The following is a 21,753-nucleotide window of genomic DNA, read 5'->3' as shown; positions in this document are numbered from 1 at the left end:
AATAAGTACACAATCGACTAACATTATATAAGTATTTCACGAATTTGTCTAATATAAATTTTAATTGTCAACAAATTTACTCCAACGATGAGTTTTTGATGAAAAAAAGACCGAAATGTAAATATTTTTAGAGGATGGTCTTGACAACGTTTTTAAAACCATTATAATGTGTAATGTATCACAAACTTTTGATGTTTGTGAAAATCATGAAAGAAAAGGTGACTATCAATGAAAGTGAATAAATTTGTTAAAGGTTTTGCGGCAATTGCATTATTTAGTTTAGTATTAGCAGGCTGTGGCGCAGACAAGAAAGACAACACAACGAACTCTTCTAGCGCAGCATCTTCAGAAACGAAAAAATCAACTGAATCATCAGCACCAGCGAAAAAAGTTGCCGGTGGCGATTTAAAAGATGGTACGTATAAATTAGAAGAAAAAAATGAAAAAAATGGTTACCGTGCAGTCTTTGAAATGACTGTAAAAGACGGCAAAATCACTGAATCTAAATATGACAACATCAATGCTGACGGCAAATCTAAAACAGAAGACACTAAGTATGAAGAAAGCATGAAAGCAAAATCTGGTGTTGGACCAAAAGAATACATCAAACAATTAAACGATTCTTTTGTTAAAGCACAAAGCGCAAGCGGTGTGGAAGTAGTAACTGGTGCGACTCATTCATCTGAATCATTCCAAAACTACGCACAACAATTAATCCAAGCAGCACAAGCTGGTAACACAGACACAATCGAAATCGACAATGGCGCAACATTGAAAGATGGTACGTACTCATTGAAAGAAAAAAATGACTCAAACGGCTACCACACAACATTCTCAATGACTGTGAAAGATGGTAAAGTGACTGAATCTAACTACGATAACGTGAACGCTGACGGCAAATCTAAAAAAGATGACACTGAATACGAAAGCAAAATGAAAGACGTTGCTGGCGTTGGACCAAAAGAATATATCGAAACATTAAACAAAGAATTTGTTAAAGCAATGGGCGAAGAAGACGGCTCACCTGCAGGTGTTGAAGTGGTAACTGGTGCAACACACAGCACACATTCATTCATCAACTACGCACAACAATTAGTGAACGCTGCTGAAAAAGGCGACACAACTGAAATCGTTGTTGACAACATCGTAACAAAATAAGTAATAATAAATGAATCGTGAAGTAGTTCCTGAAACGCTTTTCAGCAATTACTTGACACCATTGAGGGGTTGGGAAAAAGTCGGTTGGCTGACTTTCCCGCCCCTTTTTCTTCGCTAGTTCTGTCCATCATTTCACAAATTTTTTCACAGAAATTTGTGAATTTCCAAGAGAAAGACTTTTCATTTTTTCCAAAAAAGGCTACTATGCAAGAGAACTTATTTTTTAATTAAAGAAGGAAAGAAGAGGGAATCCTATGAAAAAGAAACTTCTGCTCATGGTGAGTGTTCTAGCAGTGCTGTTTGTGGCAGCTGCTTGTTCCTCAAAACCAGAAGCGAAAATTAATACAGAACCATACTCTGACCGTCAAACAATGCTTGGTACCTACGTTCAAATTCGCATCTACGATGATGGCAAAGAAGACGTCTTACCGAAAGCCTTTGCCCGCGTCAAAGAACTAGGCGATAAAATCACGGTCAACCAACCAGGTTCAGAAATTGATGAAATCAACCAAGAAGCAGGCGTAAAACCAGTCAAAGTCTCAGATGACCTGTATCCTTTGTTGAAAAAAGCCTATGAATACAGCAAAGACTCCCGCGGCGGCTTCGACATGGCAATTGGCCCAATCACTTCTATGTGGCACATTGGCTTCGATGATGCCCGCAAACCAAGCCAAGCCGAAATTGATCAAGCCTTGAAACTCGTTGATTACACGAAAGTCAAATTCAACGACAAAGAGCAAACCGTTTACCTTGAAGAAAAAGGCATGCAATTGGATTTAGGCGCAATTGCCAAAGGCTTCATCACCGACGAAGTCGTGAAAGTCCTCAAAGACAACGGCGTCACCACCGCTATCGTCGATTTAGGCGGGAATGTTTACGTCTTAGGACACAGCCCACGTGGCAAAGACATGGATTGGACAGTCGGGATTCAAGATCCGAATAAAGCCCGCAACACTGTTTTAGGCCAAGTCAAAGAAAGCAACAAAACCTTAGTCACATCAGGAATTTATGAACGCTACTTAAAAGTCGATGGCAAAACGTATCACCATCTCTTCGATCGTGAAACTGGCTATCCGTTTGATAACGACATCGCGGGTGTCACCATTATCACCGACAAATCCATCGATGGTGATGGTCTCTCAACAGCCGTCTTCTCAATGGGCGTCAAAAAAGGACTAGAATATGTCGAAAGTCTGAAAGGAACCGATGCCATTTTCGTCACAAAAGACGACAAAGTCTACATCAGCAAAGATATCGAAGGCAACTTTGAAATCGGCAAAGACTCTGGCTATACGATGGGGAATCGGGCCGATTTGAAATAAGGAGCGACTAAAAATGTCTTTAAATGTGTTTTTAAAAGTAGTGGAAATTCAGACGAAGCTAGCCAGTCTCTTTCCCTTTATTATCGGGGTCTTGTTTTCAATGACCTATTTCGGGGAAGTCCAGTGGGGCAACACGCTGGTTTTCTTCATTGGCATGGTGGTCTTTGATATGGCCACCACCGCCATTAATAATTACATGGACTTCAAAAAAGCCAAATCTGACGTCTATAAATATGAAGAAAATATTATCGGACAATCAGGCGTTTCACCACAACTGGTCCGTAACATGATTTTCGCCATGATTGCCTTCACTGCCGTTGTGGGTGCTTACTTGACGGTTCAAACCGGCTGGCTCTTCCTCGTATTAGGCGGGATTTGCTGCTTCATCGGGATTTTCTACACGTATGGACCGATTCCGTTATCCCGCATGCCCTTGGGAGAAATTTTCAGTGGTTTCACGATGGGCTTAGGCATCTTCGTCTTAACCGTTTACTTGAACGTCGTTACCCAGCCGCCGTTTTACTTAACGGTTGATTTCGCCAGTGGCGCCTTTCGCTTAGACGGCAATCTCTGGGCGGTGCTTGCGATTGTCGTGGCGTCCTTGCCCTTGGTTTGTTCGATTGCTAACATCATGCTCGCCAACAATTTACGGGACTTAGATACGGATATTGAGAACCACCGTTATACGTTAGTCTATTATATCGGGCGCCCAGCAGGGATTGTGCTGTTTCAAGTGTTAGCGCTAGCTGGGTATCTGGTGATTTTATTCGGCTTCATTAGTGGTATTTATCAATGGCCAGTGTTAATCACGTTTGCCACTCTGCCAGTCATTTGGAAAAATATTCAAACGTTTAAACAAGAATTGCCGCAGCCGAAAAGTTTCCGTCATTCCATTAAAAACTTAATGGTTTTCAATGGTACCTATGCCTTAGGGCTATTAATTAGTGCGTTGCTTGGCTAGATTCTTAAAAAAGTAGAGAAAATACGAAAAAAATACTGTTTTTTTCAAGCGATTTCTTCAAAAGTGTTACACAAAGCTCAAAAAGTTAGTATCAATTACTAACTTTTTGAGCTTTTCTCGTTAAACGGCTAGAAACCTTAAACTTTTGTCGGGGATTTTTGATAAAAATTGACTAAAATCGCCTTTTTTTAGTAACGATTATTAAATAACAGGTGTTGTAAACCCTGGTATAACAAGAAATTTCAAAATTTTCGCAAGAGGTGCGAAAAAAACGTCAATTTCTAAGGGGGGGTTCTTTGTTATTATAGAGGTATGAAAAAGGTTGTTACACATTCCTTGTATAAAAGATCAACGAATACAAGTGAATCTAAAGGAGGTTTTTAAATGAAAAAAAAGCGTTATTTAATGATTGTGTGTCTACTATCTTCTCCTAGTTTTTTTATAAATGTTGAAGCGTCTGATGGTGGTTCTAGTTCGGTGGGGATTGAATTTTACCAAAATCCGAGAACACCCGCTCCTAAAGATGCCCCACCGAAAACAGATGCGCCAGCTGCTGATCCCAAGGAACCAGCTGGTCCTCCGCAAGGAGATCAACGAAGTGGTGGTTCGACACAGACCACCACAACTGGCTCGCAGCTCCCTCGTACAGGGAGCAAGAGTCAGGCAAATCTTAGCATTCTCGGCTTAGCCTTAATCGGCTTGGCGGGAATGGTACATAGAAAGAAGGGACGACATGAAGCAAACTAAGTGGCAACGATTAGCAACCATTGGCTTGTGTAGTTCTTTAGTGATTAATGCTTTTTCTGGCGTGACCGCAGTTGCGGAAAACATCACGATTGAAAGTAGTCCGACAGTAGCAAGTAGCGCTAAGGAAGCAACATCAGCAAGTAGCGCAACGCAAGCAAGTACGGAAAGCAGTCAAGAAACGACTGAAACGAGTCGGGAAGAAGTAACACAGGAAACAGAGAAACAAGAAGAAATCACGAAAACGAGTGACTCTAAAATAGATATGATAGACCCATTAAACAATTCACTACAGAATTCACCAACAGTTTCCCCTAAAGCAACTGTTGCAATTCCTAGTCAAGTAATGGATTTTGCAATCGTAGATGAAGAGAATAATGGCGTTGCTTTGACCACACCTATTACGGGCGATAGTCAGTGGGTACGAACAGGTGGCGTCAATGGACTTGTTGGTAGTGTTCAATCTGTTCGATATAGTACAGCATATGCAGGGAAAAACGTTTTTTTTAATAGAATAACGATTCCAGGGGTTAACTATTCAAATACTGTGAACTTTGCATACGGCTTAAGGAATGTTACTATTACACTGCCCAAGTGGTATAAAGGGCTGAGCTTTGTCAAGCCCTCTTATTCAATATATCCAACATCTTATATGAGGAGGTATGATAATAACGGGCAGACCCAAGTTGGCTGGTGGAAAATGTCATCAGATAGTGCACTTGGGCAATCAATGCATGTCATTGCTCAGCCGAATGTTTATCAAGTCAAGCATGGTCTTGATGAAGTAGGTCTAGCAACAGCTTCATTCAGTTTTAATGCCGTTTATCGCGTTGGCTCGATAGCAAATAAAACATATACTAAATATAATATCGGACCCGATGCTTTAACAAATAACTATAATATTATTTATATGTATACAACAAAACGTAAAGTTACTGAAAATTTTGTTGATGTCAATGGAATCAAAATCACACCGCCAAGTGGTTTCACCCAAGGCAAACAAACAGTAATTAACAGTGACCCCTACACCTTTAAACAAAGTGGCACCTTGCCAGAGATTTACAAAGCAAGCAACGGCAAAACCTATCAGTTCAAAGGTTGGTACAAAGGCAAAACCAAGCCAAACACCTTGACCACCACCAAAGCACCAAGCTATGGGGTGACGTATGATGACAATGATGATTTGAATGTGGTGTATGAGGAAATGGTTCCACAAGATACGTGGATTTACCCAGGTTTCTATGCAGAATTTGTCGATGAAAATGGTCAAGCATTCAATGAACCATTAACGTTTTCTGGTAACTATACTCAATTTTTAAGAAAAGTGGATAACACGATAGATCCAACGGGAACACGTACACCAATTGTTGGGACCAAAGATACTTCAAAAAACAACAGGTATAAAATTGGGACACAGTCACGAGTTACCATGCCTGCAAATTTTTATACACAAGTCAGTGATATTTATAATCTTCGTGGCTATACAATTGATAATATAAGCATCACGAATACGTTGAATTATGTCGATAAGATTGAAGCAACAACTACAGAAATTCCTGTAGCAAGGTATCCTATTGGTTATGTGGGAGTCAATCCTGTTTTCAATAATGGGGAGCCTACTTTTTTAAATGCCGTAGATAAAGGTTTTAAAAAAGGAACAGATAATAAATTTACTATGAAAACAACTTTTGGTGCAGGTAGTTCCAATACAACCTACCCTCGACTATTAAGAGTGGCGGTCTCTGATAATCCTCCAGAAAAGCAAATGGTATTAATTGGCTTTGATGGGACTTCTACGTATAAACAAACAATGAACTATAAAGTCACACGGAAACAAGTCACCGAAAAGTTCGTAAATACTAGTGGCGTAGCTATTACACCGCCAACAGGGTTTACTCAAAATAAGAAAACACCAATGACCAGCAATGCTTTCGCCTTCAAACAAGCTGGTACCCTACCTGACACCTACACAACAGGTGGCAAAACCTATAAGTTCAAAGGTTGGTACAAAGGCAAAATCAAGCCAAACACCTTAACCACCACCAAAGCACCAAGCTATGCGGTGACCTATAACGATGATGACGATTTGAACGTTGTGTACGAAGAAGTAACAGAAACAGCTGTTTATCCAGGATTCTATGCGCAATTTGTTGATGAACAAGGCAAAGCTTTTACTAATCCGCTAACTTTTTCTGGAAATTATACTGAGTATCTCAGAAAAACAGGCACCACTGTTTTTGAAACAGCAGGCGCCTTTTATCCAATGATAGGTAAGCGCGATGCAACAGTGACAAATAAGTATAAGATTGAAACAACGAGTAGTGTTGCAGTGCCAAATAATTTTTGGACACCCATGCCCGCTGACATTGGTAATAGAGGGTACGCATTAAATAACTTAGATATTACCAATCAAATGAAGTATGTTGATAAGATAGAAGCTACTGACACGCGCACTACAATGTATGACTATGCTGGAATTGCAGACATTGGAGTCAATCTGAATAATACTTCTCAGACAGAATTAAACGCTATTGATAAAACATTTGTTAAACAGGCGAATAGTACCTTTTCGATGAACACAAAGTGGGGAGACGGAACATTTTCACAAATAGTTCCTAGGATGTTATTGTTGGGAGAAATTAGCAGAAGACCAAGATTATTCGGGTTTGATGGTACTCCAGACTACAAACATACAATGAACTACACAGTCACCCGTAAACAAGTCACCGAAAACTTCGTGGACACCAACGGCACTAAAATCACGCCGCCAACAGGTTTCACGCAAGGGAATCAAATTCCCATGACTAGCAACACTTTCAAGTACACAGCCGCAAAAGCCTTGCCAGCAACTTATACCGCAGGTGGCAAGACCTATACTTTCCAAGGCTGGTACAAAGGTAAAACCAAGCCTAATACTTTAACAACCAGCACTACGCCAACATACAATACAACTTTTGATGGCAATGACGACATGACGGCGATGTATAAGGAAGAAGTACCGAAAGCAAGTGTCGCTTTAACGCGCACTACCGCTGAAACCGTGACTAGCGGCGGCAATGTCACCTGGCGTGCCACAATTACCAATACAAGCCAAGCGCCACTAACCACGGCGACCATCAAGAAATCAACCGCTTGGACAACTGGCTTAGCAGCACCAACCGCCATGATTGTCACGCCAGCTGGCGGAACCGCGAAAACAGTTCCCGTCACAGCGACTACGTGGACCAATGGTGTTAGCTTAGGCACTGACATTCCCGTAGGAAAATCTGCCACGGTTCAGTTCACTACGAAAGCGACGGGAACAGCGGGGCAAGTCTTGCGCGCTGGGATTACCACCAATGGGAATTACAGTGGTGTTTCTGCTTCGGCCACCGTACGTGTGAAAGACAATGATCAAGCAATTGTGACACCAACGGCTGAAGGCTTCATTAGTGTTCCAACCTTCAATTTTGGTCAAGTTGGGGTAGCGGGAAGCACGCAACAGCACAGCTTGAAAAAAGCCGCTGATTATTATGGTAACGGCACACGCAATCCCTATCTGCGGATCAAGAAAACCCAACCGAATTGGAGCTTAACGGCGCAACTGTCGCAACCAAAATCAGCCACAGACAGCTTGCCAACAGCGACCCGCTTATTATTAGGGGCGGCGCCTGTTTCGAGTTTCTCAAATTACAACCAACCTACCGAATTGAAAAATGCGGTCGGTACTACGAGTGCCATTAGCTTGAATGCCAACAACACGGCCACTAGGATTATTGCCAATCAACAATTCACTGGGAGTAATATTTATCAGTTGGACTTCACCTTCAACAATGTCAAACTTGAAGTACCAGCCAACCAAGGAGTCAAAGGGCAACAATACCAAGCCGCAGTTACGTGGAACTTAGTGACAGGTCCTTAAAATAGTTAAGTTATCATGAGGAAAGCTCAAAATGTTAGTATCAAACACTAACATTTTGAGCTTTTGCTTATAAAGATTAAGGAATTTAGTTGAGAATCAGTAGCAAAATGGCAGAAATTCTTGATTTTTCGCGCATTTTTCTAGTGAAAAAGGACTCTTCCGCCTTGGTATAATAGGAATCGTCGGAAAAGTCACTTGTCTGTAGCAAAATTTGAAATTTCAAGCCCGCCTTTTTTTGATAAAATAATGGAGAAAATTAAAAGGTGTACATAGACCAATGAACAATAAATAAATACATAAAGAAAGAGAATAGCATGAATCAAAATGGTACATAGAAAGAAGGGACGACATGAAGCGAATTAACTGGCAACGATTAGCAACCATTGGCTTGTGTAGTTCTTTAGTGATTAACGCCTTTTCTGGCGTGACCGTAGTTGCGGAAACAGTCACGAGTGAAAGTAGTCCGACAGTAGCAAGTAGCACAACGCAAGAAAGTACGGAAAGCAGTCAAGAAACGACTGAAACGAGTCAGGAAGAAGTAACACAGGAAACAGCAAAACAAGCAGAAATACCAGAGGTGAAAACTGAAACAACAGAATCGGTACCAGAAAGTAGTAATGAAAATGACCGACAAACGAGCATTTCACCACGTTGGGTACCGAATAATCAAGTGATTTATCCGAGAATGATCTTTGGCTTTACTGATGAAACAGGAAAAGCTTTTGCTGATGAAAACTTAACGTTATCAGGGACGTATTATAAATTATCATATCAAACGGCAACTAGTCAGTGGCGTCCAGATGCGGATAGATATCCAATTGTTTCTTCTAATGCAGGTAGTGGTCAATATCGAGTATCTGTCAATGCAGCGGTTCCTATGCCGTACGATTTTCTTACAAATTTACCAGCAGGTTACCTTCATAATACGTACGCAATTGAACAATTAAAGATTGATAACACGTTAAAGTATGTCGACAGTATTGTTGCCCCGCCTGGTAGTATAAACAGGACCAGATACAGTGAGCAACAAACATCTGAAGCAGCTCAATTTGGTAATTATATTACAAGTAGTTTGACTCAGAGGGATAGAACATTTTCTAAAAATAGTGCAAATATCTTTTCTCTAAATTCATTAGCTTTGGCTCCATCAACGGCTGACGTATTAACGATGCTGCGCACAGGTTCTATAGAACGTGGACCAATACTATATGGTTTTGATGGCACTACCACGTACCGAGAAACACTTAATTACGTAGTCACTCGGAAACAAGTCACCGAAAAGTTCGTAGATGCTAACGGCGTAGCCATTACACCGCCAACAGGTTTTACCCAAAACAAGAAAACACCAATGACCAGCAATGACTTCACCTTCAAACAAAGTGGTACTTTGCCAGACACCTATCAAGCAGACGGCAAAACCTACAAATTCAAAGGCTGGTACAAAGGCAAAACCAAGCCAAATACCTTGACCACCACCAAAGCGCCAAGCTATGCGGTGACCTATGATGGGAATGACGATTTGACGGTGGTGTATGAGGAAGAGGCAGTCACAACGTTATATCCATCATTAGATGTAAACTTTGTAGACGAAAAAGGGGTTGGCTTCACGCCAACGTTAACCTTTAGTGGCAAATATCGTGTGCAAAGAACGAGTGATAGCCTTTATACAGATTTGTACGATTTAACATCAAAAAGCAAGGGTAGCGGGCAATACACACTAAGTCTTAACAATGGTACGATGCCATTATCACCAGAGCTATTGCGAGTTTATGGGAACGACCAACCAATTAATAATACGAACAGACTTAATTTTTCTTTAGATAAACTAGCGATCAATCAACAATTAAAATATGTCAATAGTATTGAATTAGATACAGTGAAAAGTGTTATGAAAATGTATGGCTATAACTATACCAGTGATAGCGCCACAATTATAGATCCTAATCAAGTGCCAGCAGAATATAACATGAGTGCTGCAACTCTCGCCTTATTAGGCTTTGATACAGATGGAGTATATTTTTCCAAGGAAAGTAGTAGAGTATTCAATACATTGATAGGTTATGCGAGTTACGGAGGTAATTTTCTAATTACCATGAATCTTTTTAGTGGAAATCCAGTAAATGCATCCAAATTAGTCTACACAGTCACCCGTAAACAAGTCACCGAAAACTTCGTGAACACCAACGGCACTAAAATTACGCCGCCAACAGGCTTCACGCAAGGGAACCAGATTCCCATGACGAGCAACACTTTCAAGTATACGAGCGCAAAAGCCTTACCAGCTAGTTATTCAGTAGGTGGTAAAACTTATATTTTCCAAGGCTGGTACAAAGGTAAAACCAAGCCCAATACTTTAACAACCAGCACTACGCCAACATATAACACAACTTTTGATGGCAATGACGATATGATGGCAGTCTACAAAGAAGCAACCATCAGCGCTAATTTAACGATGCGTGGTGTAGTCGATGTCATTGACAATGGCGCAGCCATGGAATATTGGGAAGTGCTCTTAAAAAATACTGGAGAAGCACCTTTAACTTCAGTTAAGATTAAACCAACCACTGACTGGGCGGCTGGAATTAGTACGCCCACGGAACTGTTTATTTTAGGTACTGGTCAAAATACGAAAGTTCGACCAATTACGAAAGAACAGTGGGAAGCAGGTTTTGAGATTCCTTTAGACAGTAGTCTTCCTGTGGGCGGCCAACTAACGATTAATCTCCTAGGAACAAAAGTTACTGGACAACCAGACCAAGTGCTAAAAGCCGCTGTGGAAGTCACAGGGAACTTCAGCAAACTGACTGCCTCAGATACGGTTCGGATTAAAGATTTAGATCAAGAAACAAAGGAACCAACTGGTGAAGGCTTCATCAGTGTTCCAACCTTCAATTTTGGTCAAGTTGGGGTAGCGGGAAGCACGCAACAGCACAGCTTGAAAAAAGCCGCTGATTATTATGGTAACGGTACGCGCAATCCCTATCTGCGGATCAAGAAAACCCAACCGAATTGGAGCCTAACAGCGCAGATGTCGCAACCGAAATCAGCGACAGACAGCCTGCCGACAACGACCCGCTTGTTGCTAGGAACGGCCGCTGCTGCCAGCTTTACCGATTACAACCAACCAACAGAAACCAAGACACCACTTGGCAAGACTGGCACCGTGAATTTAACCGCCGACAATACCGCAACAGCGGTGGTCGCGAACCAACAGTTCACAGGTAGTGACGTCTATCAGTTGGACTTCACGTTTGCTAACATCAAACTAGAAGTGCCCGCCAATCAAGGCATGGTTGGCCAACAATACCAAGCCGCCGTCACGTGGAATTTGGTGACAGGTCCCTAACAACCTTCGGGATTATGTGGCGGACTCCTTTTATAAATAGTAAAAATATCATGAGAAAAGCTCAAAATGTTAGTGTTTGATACTAATATTTTGAGCTTTTGTTTATGAAAATTAAGGAATTTGGCTGAGAATCAGTAGCAAAATGGCAGATTCCCTTGATTATCAAGCACTTTTTCGGTGAAAAAGTGCTCTTCCGCCTTGGTATAATAGGAATCATTGGAAAAGTCACTTAGCTGTAGCAAAATTTAAAATTTCAAGACCGCCTTTTTTTGATAGAATAATGGAGAAAATTAAAAGGTTTACATATAACAATTAACAATAAAACCAATACATAAAAAGGAGAATAGCATGAATCAAAAATGGCAAAAGTTACTTACAACCGCCTTGTGTTGTTCCTTATTGATAAGTTCACTCAATGGCATCTCAGTACTCGCCGAAACAATGGTTGTTGAAAATGAAACAACCACTGAAACGGGAGAAACAACGGCAAGTGAGGATACCGCTACAAGCGACTCATCGTTAAACGCTAGTCAAGAAAATGAAACAGCCAACACAGTTGCGTCATCAGAACCAACCACAGAACCAGAGACATCAGAATTACCTCAAAAGATGATAGAAGAGCCGCAACTACCATCGGCAGAGGACCAGACTGAAGCAACAGCCGATACAACGACAGCGGCTGTTGAAGCGACTCAGGAGGAGCCGACAAAGCGAGAAAATCGTGCAGTTAAAACGGCTGATATTCCTGAGAAAACCTATAAAATGGCCTTTATTGATGAAAATGGGTTGTTTATTGATCCTGCTAAAGTGACGTTCACAGCCGATGTCACGAAAGTAGAAAGAAAATCAGGTACTCAGACAAAGGTGGGAACCATTACAACTAGTAATCTAGGGAATTTTAAGATGTTGACGGTGCCGAAAGTTACACTTCCTGATGATGACGCCACAGAGGACTACGGTTTTTCGGGACTAACCAATCACAAAATTACGTTGCCAGGGCAATATTCTACCCCAAAGACAACGCCTAATAATTTTTATAAAGGACCAGACACGACAACCTTTCCTTTGGCTGTTTCCCGTCAAGTAACTATAGCTACTGGCAAGGATTATAGTACATACACAACAGGGGAACGTTTTAATATGTTTACTACGGCAACGCCTAAGCAATTTAGTTTGCGAACATATTCTTGGGTCCCTGATCCTCAAAAAGTCCAATTTTCTGCTGCTTACAGTATGGCCACGACTGCAGGTGAAAATAATTATTTAATAACCGATGATACGATTTATTATTATGTACCCAATAGACGAGTTAGTATTTATTATAATGACATGACATCGACAGTTTTGCCAACCTATCCGACAGGCTATAACGCAGCCCTTTCGAAAACGGTGGTTGAGTCAGACAATTTTCACTATAAAGCCCCAAAAGCATTTCCAAAAACCTATTCTTCTGGGAATCGTCACTTCCAGTTTAAAGGGTGGTATAAAGGATCCGCTCGACCAGATCCTAAAGCCGTTAAGTTGGAAACCACATTGACACCAGAATTTGATGTTACTTACGATGGTAAAGACAATGTGTATGTTTTTTATGAGGAATTAGAAGAAAAGACAACGACAATCCCGGAAATCACTTATAGCTTTGGGTTTGTAGATGAAAAAGGCGCATTAATAGCGCCAGCGAATTTCGGGATGCAGACTAATTTAACATCGATCATGAACGGAATAGCGAAACAAGTAGGAACAGCAACAGGTGTTAATAGTGGGAATCTGAAAAAATTAACCATTCCTAGTCAACAATTAACCTACACGAAAACGATAAATCCTGCCTTTTATGGTAGTACTAATTTTCGCTTAACAATCCCTAAACAATACAAACCACCAACAGTAACACCTGGGCCTCATTATACAGGCTCCAGTACGGCTTATCCTGTTGCAACAAAAAGAATGCGTTTTGTGGACAGTACGATAGCTGACATACGGGTGGAGACAGATGGCAAATATTATAGTTTATATCCTACAACGACAGCCAATCAGTATCGACTGTACTACACTTCTTGGATAGAGGATACGACCAAAACGAGATTTGATTCTATTTTGACTAGTACAAATACAGAAGTAAGTGTGCCAAATTACTATACAACCGATGATACGATGTATTATTTCTTAGAAAATCGGCGCATCACTGAAAATTTTGTAGATGAGAATGGTACGAAGATTACAGCACCGACAGGATTTACTCAGGGAAAGCAAACAGTCATTGACAGCGACACCTACCATTTTAAATTGGCACAAGAATTACCTTATAGTTACTACGCGAATGACAAAGCCTATCGTTTTAAAGGCTGGTATAAAGGGAAAACGCAACCTCAAAATTTAAAAACCACACGAGTGCCGGAATATGATGCCTCCTATGATGATAATGATGATTTAACAATTATATATGAAGAAATTAAACATGGCGGCAATACCGTGCAATTTGGGTTTGTTGGAGAAAGTGGGCAATTACTCAATCCTGCTGACTTTAAAGTCACCACAGAGGTAGTTCAGATTATCGATGGCGTTAGCACGGTTTTAGATAATATTTCGGCAACGGATCAAACAGGAAACTTAAAAGCCATGACAATTCCACAAAAACAGTACACGTTGACGAATAGCTCGAACTTTTATGGTACAAGGAACTCGTTTATTGAGATTCCTAAATACTATAAGAACCTTTCGTTTCAAAAACCTTCTGGGTATCAAGGACAAGAGTATCCGTTAGCAGGACGAGTAGAAAGGACTTTTGCTGGCAATCCTTATACAGAAGGCGCAAATCCTGTATATTTCACAGTAACGAAGAGTCAGAACCAACGTTATAAACTCCGTGAAATATACTGGGATGATAATCCTGAAAACTTTTTCTCAAGTTTATATAAAACAACACTTATAAGAAATGATAATTCGTTAGCTGGCGTGGAAATGTTTCCTGAAAGCACGTTATATTACTATCTTGTTAATCGCCGTGTAACTGAAAATTTTGTAGATGCATCTGGAACGAAAATTACGCCGCCAACTGGGTTCACACAAGGGAAACAAACAATCATTGATAAGGATAATTTTACATTTACTCAGGCAGGTACGTTGCCTTTTATGTACAAAGTCAATAATCGGCCTTATGTCTTAAAAGGCTGGTATAAAGGCAAAGAAAAACCAGACAAACTAAATGAAATCACCAGAACAAATCGAAATATTAGTTATCCAGTGACTTATGATGACCAAGATGATATCACTATAGTATATGATGAATTTAAGGCGGAAGACAAAACGATTAATTTTGGTTTTATCAATGAGACGGGTGACTATGTAGCACCAAGTAATTTCAATATCCGCACAGATATGTCTCAGGTAGTGGGTGGTTTACAAAGCAAGTTGCAAACTATTACCGCGTTACCAACTGGTGATTTTCTACAGTTAAAGCTTCCAGCTGTCAATATTGTGGGAAGTTTTACGTCGGATGAAGAGCTTTATGGAACACGTAATAGCATCGTGACAATTCCTAAGTATTATAAAACGCCGACTATAACCCCATCGAGTAAATATAATGGTCCGAATTATTCTGGGGTTACGGGAATAATTGCGTATCATAATACGAAAAATAGTGCAGAATTTACTGAAAATCGTTTACAAGTGACACCAATTGCGGGGTCTCAAACGGATTACCGGTTTCCTGAAGTAGGGTGGCAAGGGGAAACCACTCGAACAACCTTCTCTTCTCTTTATAAAATGGATTATAATAGTACAGTGAGCGGGGTGACTGCTCACACAGAAATATACGCAACAGGGACAGTAAATTACTATTTAGAAAATCGGCGCATCACTGAAAACTTTGTAGATGAGAATGGTACGAAGATTACAGCACCGACAGGATTTACGCAAGGAAATCAGCTGGTAATGAACAGTGAAACGTATAAATATACCGCTGCAAAAGCGTTGCCGAAAACCTACCAAGTCGGAGAAAAAACCTATGTATTCAAAGGCTGGTACAAGGGGAAAGAAACAACAACACCTTTAAAAACAACAACAACACCAAGCTTTACTCCAACATTTGATGATAATGACGACATGACCGCTGTATATCAAGAAGCGGTTCCTACAGCAGAATTAACGGTAAAAGGTTCCGCTGACATAGTCGAAAATGGCGCGACAATGGATCACTGGGAAGTGCTGTTAAAAAATACGGGAGAAGCCCCGTTGACGACCATTAAAATCAAACCAACGGCGACATGGGCCGCTGGCATCAGCCCGCCCAATACTATTTTTGTGTTAGGTACAGGGCAGAATGCTAAGGCCTATCCAGTTACGAAAGAACAGTGGGCAGCAGGTTTTTCTCTGCCATTAAATACGCCCTTACCAGCAGGCGGACAGTTACAAATGAACTTATTAGGAACCGCCGTTACAGGAAATCCTGGTCAAGTTTTAACCGCTGAAGTTGAAGTAACGGGCAACTTTGGCAGCTTAATCGCCAAAGATACGGTCCGTATTAAAGACCTAGACCAAGAAATAACTAATCCCGACGGCGACGGCTTCATTAGTACGCCAACATTTGATTTTGGCAAATTAGCGATTTCAGGAAGTAAGCAACAATATGGTTTGAAAAAAGCCGCTGATTACTACGACAACGGCACACGCAATCCCTATTTACGCCTGAATACTAGCCAAGACAACTGGAGCTTAACGGCGCAACTGTCGCAACCAAAATCAGCCACAGACAGCCTGCCGACAACGACCCGCTTGTTGCTAGGAACGGCCGCTGCTGCCGGCTTTACCGATTACAACCAACCAACAGAAACCAAGACGCCGCTTGGCAAGACTGGCACCGTGAATTTAACCGCCGACAATACCGCAACAGCGGTGGTCGCGAACCAACAGTTCACAGGTAGTGACGTCTATCAGTTGGACTTCACGTTTGCTAACATCAAACTAGAAGTGCCCGCCAATCAAGGCATGTCTGGCCAACAATACCAAGCCGCCGTCACTTGGAATTTAGTGACTGGCCCATAAAAATAAAAATGCCCGAGCCTCTTATTTTTCTAAGGCTCGTGCATTTTTATTGATGGTCTTTTGAGGGTCGTTGTGCTATAATGGTAATGAAAAGAGAGGTATGCGCCAACATACCTCTCTAGTGTAGAGCCGTTTCAGACGGTAGCGATTTTTAGTGATTTATAAAAAATAACCGTGCTCGCTAAAGTTGACGGTTATTTTTTATTGTCTTCTTTAACAGCCTCTAGGATTCCGAAGATTAACGTTGCGATAAAAGAACCGAAACTAATCATCAGAGCTAAAGCTTCTGCGATAGACAAAAGGCCTCTCCTTTCATAGATTTTAGTACTTACATTCATAAGCACCACCACCTTTCAGATTGGATAGCCGCCGCCATAACTTCTCTACAATTTTATTATACCATGTAGGGCTAAAAAATAATTAGTTTCCAACATGTTTTTTTAGGTAATTGTGCTATAATAGCAATGAAAAGAGAGATATGCGCCAACATACCTCTCTGATGTAGAGCCGTTACTAACGGTGACAAAATTTTAAAGATTTTGAAATGACCGTCTAACTAGCCAAAGTAAGCAGCGCCCCTTTCATTAAAGGGCGCTGCTTTTTAGTCGTTATTGCGATTGTTCAGTGTCTTTTGTAGAGAGGTTCATTTGTTCTTTAATAGCATTTTCGACACGTTGGCGTTCACTCTCTTCCACAAGTTGATAAGAAATACCTTCAATCCCTGTCACGCCATCGCCAGTGTAATCGTAGCCTTTTAATTGATCGGTTTCAATCGTTTTTAGTGCGGGGGTGTATTTTTTTAGCATCGCCATCATTTGGTCAAAGGACAAGTCGGTTTCACCATGTTCGCCGATTACGTCCAGAATTTCTTGATATTTTAGCAAGCTGTTAAAAGAAAGTAGCTTGTTGGTTAATTCGATTAAAACTTCTCGTTGGCGGCGTTGACGACCATAGTCGCCTTCGGGGTCTTCGTAACGCATGCGCGCGTATTGTAAAGCTTCCCAGCCCCCTAAATGCTGTTTGCCTTTCGGATAATGAATCCCTTCAGCGTCAAAAGCAAAGGCATTGTCAACAGTGACGCCGCCCACCGCATCGCCAAGGTCCTTCATAGCATCCATATCAATTGAAAAGTAATGATTGATTGGGATGTGCAAGACATTTTCAACCGTTTTAATTTGCATATCGGCACCACCGAAAACGTGGGCCGCATTGATTTTATTGTATTCGCCATTGGTGCCAGCCATTTCCACATAGTAGTCACGCGGGATGCTGGTGATGGTAGTTTTTTGTAATTGATTATTCACTGTAACCACCATTAAGGCGTTGGAGCGGTAATCGGTTTTGCGTTTTGAGTCATTCGCAATTCCCATAATTAAGAAACTAACCGGCTCACCTTTGGCTAAATCGGGACTCTTCGTGGAAGATTTTCTTGGTTTATACATGGTGTTCGCCGTTTTTTGCAAATTGCGATACATGCTGACGCCGTAAGCCGAAACAGAAAGTGTGCCTAAAAATAAAAGGGTTAAACTGAAGACCACGAATAAACTTTTTCTTTTACGAGAATGGCGGCGCCGGCGTTGTGTCGGTACTTCTGCTTCCTCTGGTTCAGGTGCCGGCAAATAACGTTGAACAATTTGAAATGAAAAGTTGATCCAGCTATAACTTAGGAGCATCCCAGCGATGACATCACTAGGATAATGAACGCGTAAGATTAAACGACCTAACACAATCAAAACTAAATATGTTAGTAAGAAAATTTTAATGCCTTTGGTTTTTTCGACATGAAGATAGGCCAAAATGATCAAAATTGTACAGACCAGCGCCATTGCTAATAATGAATGTCCGCTGGGAAAGCTAGCAGAGCTCCGGTCAGCTAAAGCGCCTAGGTTTGGTCGAGCCCGACCCACCACATGTTTAAAAACGCTCCCTAAAAAGCCGACAGCTAATAGGTTACTGACAGCCCAAAAGGCTAGGATTTTTTCTTTTTTGCGTAAAAGGTATACCATCAATAATAAGAAGAATAGCAGCATTGGTCCAATTGTGGCTGTTTTTGCTAACAGATTGACCGCTGTTAAAAGTGGGGCATTTAATTGCCATTTGATGTGATAGATAGCTTCGTCCATTTGTTGAAACCAATTTGGACTAGCCGCCACTAACAAAGTGAGGAAAGTAAAACCAAGCGTTGTTAGGGCATAAAGTGGAAATTTTTTATTCGATGTTTGCATGAGAATCCCTTTCTTTTTCCCTTGAAAGAGTAGACTAAGCCAGCATCGATCGTAAATAAGCGCTTGCGACTAAACAGGACACAGCAAGCCAATCGGTTCTCATCGTCTGAGCTTTAGCACTATCCAACGTAAAGATTTCTCTTAGCTATTTTTAGAAGAGCCTTAATTCGACCATTCCTGTTTTACACATTGGTGTCTTTCGACATTTCTGCGCAATAGCCTATGTTTGGATAGGAGCCTCACCTAACAAGGTTATTTTATCTAACGCTAGAAGTATAGAATTTATGCAGCGGTTCTCACAATGAAGTTTAAGAAAATTTATTGTTTTTTAAATAAATTTAAAGGTGCGGGGAAGTGAAGAAGTTAAAAAAACAGTACTTGAGCATTCTAAAAAAAAGTGTACAAGGCTGTTCTCGGCTAACCGCTATAAATAGTTGGTGTTCAATAATGATAAATTAAAAAACAAACATTTTTTATAAGAGTGCTATAAGTTTTTCTCAGTAAAAAAGGCGGACAGTTGCTATTGAATTGCTAGTTCATTTAAAATAAATATGTCGACAATAATTGTGCACAAAGTTGATGGTCGCTATCGAAAAAGTAAAAATGATGTTGTGGAGATTTTACGTTTCAGTTGATTAAGATTACATGTTTTTTGAAGGGTTTTGCTTATAAGGGAGCGATATACATGAAAAAAATGATGTTATTCATAATTGCAGTAGGCGCAACGATGATCAGTGTTTTTGCTTTAGGAGATGCACAGCAGAGTTATGCACACGGCTATGTTGATAGCCCAGTCAGTCGAGTCAAAAATGCGGAAACAAACGGATTTGGATGGGGACCTGGTCAAGACAGCTCACAGCCAGAAATTATCACGACACCCCAAGGAATTGAAGCGCCAACTAAATTATTAGACACGGGTCAATTAAATGGAAGGTTGCCTTCAGCTGGATTAGCAAGCTATTCCAAACTAGATGAACAAACAGCCACTCGTTGGGTAAAAAGTAATATAACAACAGGAGAGAATAATTTTAAATGGGTGATGACGGCAAAACATAAGACCAATCGTTTTAGATACTATATGACGAAACCTGGATGGAATCCTAATGCACCATTAACGATGGACGAAATGGAACTGATTGGCATAGTAGGGCAACCAATAGGTCAAGATTTACCTCCTGGTCAAGGATTTATGGTCAATGATACAGAAACACACAGAATAAAGATTCCCGCTGATAGGAAAGGATACCATGTTATTTATGCCGTTTGGGATATCAATGACACGATTAATTCATTTTATCAAGCGATAGATGTTAATGTTCAATAATCAGGTATCAAGATAATGCGGCTGAGACAAAAGTGCTTAGCGCCAAGAACCAAGTAGGTTCTGTTCATCATCGAATCACTACGTTCTTCGTGATTCTTAACACTTGGAAGGATTAAGATATGCCGAACACTTGTGTGAGAAAGTCAATTTCGGCTTATTTTCGAAGGGGCTGCTTTTGTTCAGCTGATTATCTTCAGAAGTAGAAAGTGGGACATCAGTCAAAACGACTGATGTCCCACTTGATTTTTTCTAAACTTCCCCACTTATCCTCGACGCCATTCACCAATCTGGTCCAAACTAATTTCCCCAGAAGACAACGTTTTGGCCGTGCCATCAGGCAACTGGACAATCAATTCTCCATTTCCATTAATGGTTGTCGCAACGCCGCGGAAGTCTTGCCCGTTTTGGGTAAAAGCGACGTCTTTGCCAATCACAAAGGAGCGTTGACGGTATTCTTCTAAAAAGTCTTTCGTTGAACGTTCGTCTAAAATTTGATAAAAATGATTCCAAATGTTGGCGACTAATTCATTTCGCGTCGCCGTCGGTTCACCATCTGGGAAAAGAGAAGTCACTTTCTGCCGAATGTCCTCAGGAAATTCGGTTTCCGTAATTGAAAAATTAATCCCCATGCCGATGATAACATTAGAAATCTGCCCTGTTTCCACATTGCTCATGGCTTCCGACAAAATCCCGCAAACTTTTTTGCCGTTTAAATAAAGATCGTTGACCCATTTAATTTCTGTCTGAACGCCTGCCAGAGCATCCATTGCTCGAGCGACCGCTACGGCCATAATCACAGTATATTGAGCGATTTCTTCAAAATTTTGGTTCGGTTGAAGCACCATGCTCATGTAAATCCCTTTACCTGGCGTAGCGAAAAATGGTCGGCCGAACCTGCCCCGCGGCATTTCTTGCATGTCAGCAACAATCAATGTATTGTCGGGCGTCTGGTCTAAAATCGCCCGCTTAGCATCGGTCATGGTAGATTCAGATGTTTCTAGGACGGTAATTGTTAAAGGCGGCGTTTGTGGCCATAATGCCAACTGAATGCCTTCTGCAGAAAGGACATCTGATTTTTCAAGGCGATACCCCTTATTTTGCACGCTAGTAATTTGATAGCCATCTTTTTTCAATTCATTAATTGCTTTCCAAATAGCTGTGCGAGATAAGGACAGACGTTGTGCCATCTCTTCGCCCGAAAGGAATGCGGGCGTTTGTTTCATCAATAAAGTTAGGACTTGGCTTTTTGTCGACATATTTTTTCCTCCGATTCGTTATGCTTATTGTAGCGGAAAGGAAAAGGCTTGGTCAACTAGTGAAAAAATCCATCTTAGGATGGAGGAAAATGAAGCAGGCGTTTGCTATACTTGTTTTATTGAGAAGGAGTGAGGGGAATGGAAAAGCAACAATATGTTTGTGAGAAATGTGGCAACATGCACTATGTGTCGGACCAATTTCAAGCAACAGGTGGGAACTTTGCGAAAATTTTTGATGTTCAAAATAAAAAATTTATTACAATTAGCTGTACCCAATGCGGCTACACCGAACTTTACCGCAGCCAAACAAGCGGCGGCATGAATGTCCTAGACTTTTTATTAGGTGGCGGTTAGTCAAAAACGAATGCATCTTTGCATTCGTTTTTTTGTGTGAATAGAAGATAGGGGAAAAGGCGTAATTATTTATTACGCCTTTTTTCATTAGTTTTTGTAGGGAAATCACTAATAAAAGAATC

The 21,753-nt window shown here is 40.9% G+C and carries 12 protein-coding genes and 1 riboswitch; of the genes, 9 read left to right on the top strand and 3 right to left on the bottom strand.

All coding sequences use genetic code 11. The features are described from left to right. Window positions 1-228: 228 nt before the first annotated feature. From pplA to IGI63_RS09125, 7 genes are all read left to right on the top strand, one after another. A complete protein-coding gene (pplA, locus tag IGI63_RS09155; protein WP_002368513.1) occupies window positions 229-1,158 on the top strand; it encodes an extracellular electron transfer flavoprotein PplA in 930 nt (309 codons plus the stop codon). 254 nt (window positions 1,159-1,412) lie between these two features. Then, window positions 1,413-2,480: an FAD:protein FMN transferase gene (locus tag IGI63_RS09150; protein ID WP_002354751.1), complete on the top strand. Its 1,068-nt coding sequence runs from the start codon at window positions 1,413-1,415 to the stop codon at window positions 2,478-2,480. Window positions 2,481-2,493: 13 nt separating this feature from the next. Further along, window positions 2,494-3,441 carry a 1,4-dihydroxy-2-naphthoate polyprenyltransferase gene (menA, locus tag IGI63_RS09145; protein ID WP_429975718.1) on the top strand — a complete coding sequence of 316 codons (948 nt, stop codon included), beginning with the start codon at window positions 2,494-2,496 and terminating at the stop codon, window positions 3,439-3,441. A gap of 384 nt (window positions 3,442-3,825) precedes the next feature. Next, window positions 3,826-4,188, top strand: coding sequence for an LPXTG cell wall anchor domain-containing protein (locus IGI63_RS09140; protein WP_002370158.1), 363 nt, complete (start codon window positions 3,826-3,828; stop codon window positions 4,186-4,188). Then, window positions 4,175-8,086 (top strand): WxL domain-containing protein, encoded by a 3,912-nt coding sequence (locus tag IGI63_RS09135; RefSeq protein WP_429975717.1) that lies wholly within the window; start codon window positions 4,175-4,177, stop codon window positions 8,084-8,086. The genes IGI63_RS09140 and IGI63_RS09135 overlap by 14 nt, the downstream gene beginning before the upstream one ends. Before the next feature lie 349 nt (window positions 8,087-8,435). After that, window positions 8,436-11,432 (top strand): WxL domain-containing protein, encoded by a 2,997-nt coding sequence (locus IGI63_RS09130; RefSeq protein WP_429975716.1) that lies wholly within the window; start codon window positions 8,436-8,438, stop codon window positions 11,430-11,432. A 348-nt stretch (window positions 11,433-11,780) separates the two neighbouring features. Further along, window positions 11,781-16,472, top strand: a complete 4,692-nt coding sequence (locus tag IGI63_RS09125; RefSeq protein ID WP_429975715.1) for a WxL domain-containing protein — start codon at window positions 11,781-11,783, stop codon at window positions 16,470-16,472. Between the two features lie 194 nt (window positions 16,473-16,666). Here IGI63_RS09125 and IGI63_RS09120 read toward each other — a convergent pair whose 3' ends face one another. Then, entirely contained in the window at window positions 16,667-16,810 is a 144-nt protein-coding gene (locus IGI63_RS09120; protein ID WP_002396786.1) for a putative holin-like toxin, read from the bottom strand. Window positions 16,811-17,080: 270 nt separating this feature from the next. Continuing rightward, window positions 17,081-18,697, bottom strand: a complete 1,617-nt coding sequence (locus tag IGI63_RS09115; protein ID WP_002372620.1) for a phosphatase PAP2/LCP family protein — start codon at window positions 18,695-18,697, stop codon at window positions 17,081-17,083. A gap of 91 nt (window positions 18,698-18,788) precedes the next feature. Continuing rightward, a riboswitch (M-box (ykoK) riboswitch) is annotated at window positions 18,789-18,955 on the bottom strand. A 427-nt stretch (window positions 18,956-19,382) separates the two neighbouring features. On the opposite strand from IGI63_RS09115, the gene IGI63_RS09110 reads away from it, so the two are divergent. Beyond that, a complete protein-coding gene (locus IGI63_RS09110; protein WP_429975714.1) occupies window positions 19,383-20,021 on the top strand; it encodes a lytic polysaccharide monooxygenase in 639 nt (212 codons plus the stop codon). 263 nt (window positions 20,022-20,284) lie between these two features. Here IGI63_RS09110 and IGI63_RS09105 read toward each other — a convergent pair whose 3' ends face one another. Further along, window positions 20,285-21,277: a biotin--[acetyl-CoA-carboxylase] ligase gene (locus IGI63_RS09105; protein ID WP_002378862.1), complete on the bottom strand. Its 993-nt coding sequence runs from the start codon at window positions 21,275-21,277 to the stop codon at window positions 20,285-20,287. Window positions 21,278-21,415: 138 nt separating this feature from the next. Here IGI63_RS09105 and IGI63_RS09100 point away from each other — a divergent pair, with 138 nt between their 5' ends. Continuing rightward, window positions 21,416-21,631, top strand: a complete 216-nt coding sequence (locus IGI63_RS09100; protein WP_002354768.1) for a zinc ribbon domain-containing protein — start codon at window positions 21,416-21,418, stop codon at window positions 21,629-21,631. Window positions 21,632-21,753 lie beyond the last annotated feature (122 nt).

Origin of the sequence: Enterococcus sp. DIV0086, from assembly GCF_050498705.1 — a bacterium.
Taxonomy (GTDB): domain Bacteria; phylum Bacillota; class Bacilli; order Lactobacillales; family Enterococcaceae; genus Enterococcus; species Enterococcus faecalis.
The sequence above is the reverse complement of the archived record's forward strand: the minus strand, read 5'-3'. Positions and strand labels throughout refer to the sequence as shown.

Bases quoted from the DNA above. Each gene is read 5' to 3' on its own strand.
- pplA (WP_002368513.1), top strand. From the start codon at position 229: ATGAAAGTGAATAAATTTGTTAAAGGTTTTGCGGCAATTGCATTATTT.
- IGI63_RS09150 (WP_002354751.1), top strand. From the start codon at position 1,413: ATGAAAAAGAAACTTCTGCTCATGGTGAGTGTTCTAGCAGTGCTGTTT.
- menA (WP_429975718.1), top strand. From the start codon at position 2,494: ATGTCTTTAAATGTGTTTTTAAAAGTAGTGGAAATTCAGACGAAGCTA.
- IGI63_RS09140 (WP_002370158.1), top strand. From the start codon at position 3,826: ATGAAAAAAAAGCGTTATTTAATGATTGTGTGTCTACTATCTTCTCCT.
- IGI63_RS09135 (WP_429975717.1), top strand. From the start codon at position 4,175: ATGAAGCAAACTAAGTGGCAACGATTAGCAACCATTGGCTTGTGTAGT.
- IGI63_RS09130 (WP_429975716.1), top strand. From the start codon at position 8,436: ATGAAGCGAATTAACTGGCAACGATTAGCAACCATTGGCTTGTGTAGT.
- IGI63_RS09125 (WP_429975715.1), top strand. From the start codon at position 11,781: ATGAATCAAAAATGGCAAAAGTTACTTACAACCGCCTTGTGTTGTTCC.
- IGI63_RS09120 (WP_002396786.1), bottom strand. From the start codon at position 16,810: ATGAATGTAAGTACTAAAATCTATGAAAGGAGAGGCCTTTTGTCTATC.
- IGI63_RS09115 (WP_002372620.1), bottom strand. From the start codon at position 18,697: ATGCAAACATCGAATAAAAAATTTCCACTTTATGCCCTAACAACGCTT.
- IGI63_RS09110 (WP_429975714.1), top strand. From the start codon at position 19,383: ATGAAAAAAATGATGTTATTCATAATTGCAGTAGGCGCAACGATGATC.
- IGI63_RS09105 (WP_002378862.1), bottom strand. From the start codon at position 21,277: ATGTCGACAAAAAGCCAAGTCCTAACTTTATTGATGAAACAAACGCCC.
- IGI63_RS09100 (WP_002354768.1), top strand. From the start codon at position 21,416: ATGGAAAAGCAACAATATGTTTGTGAGAAATGTGGCAACATGCACTAT.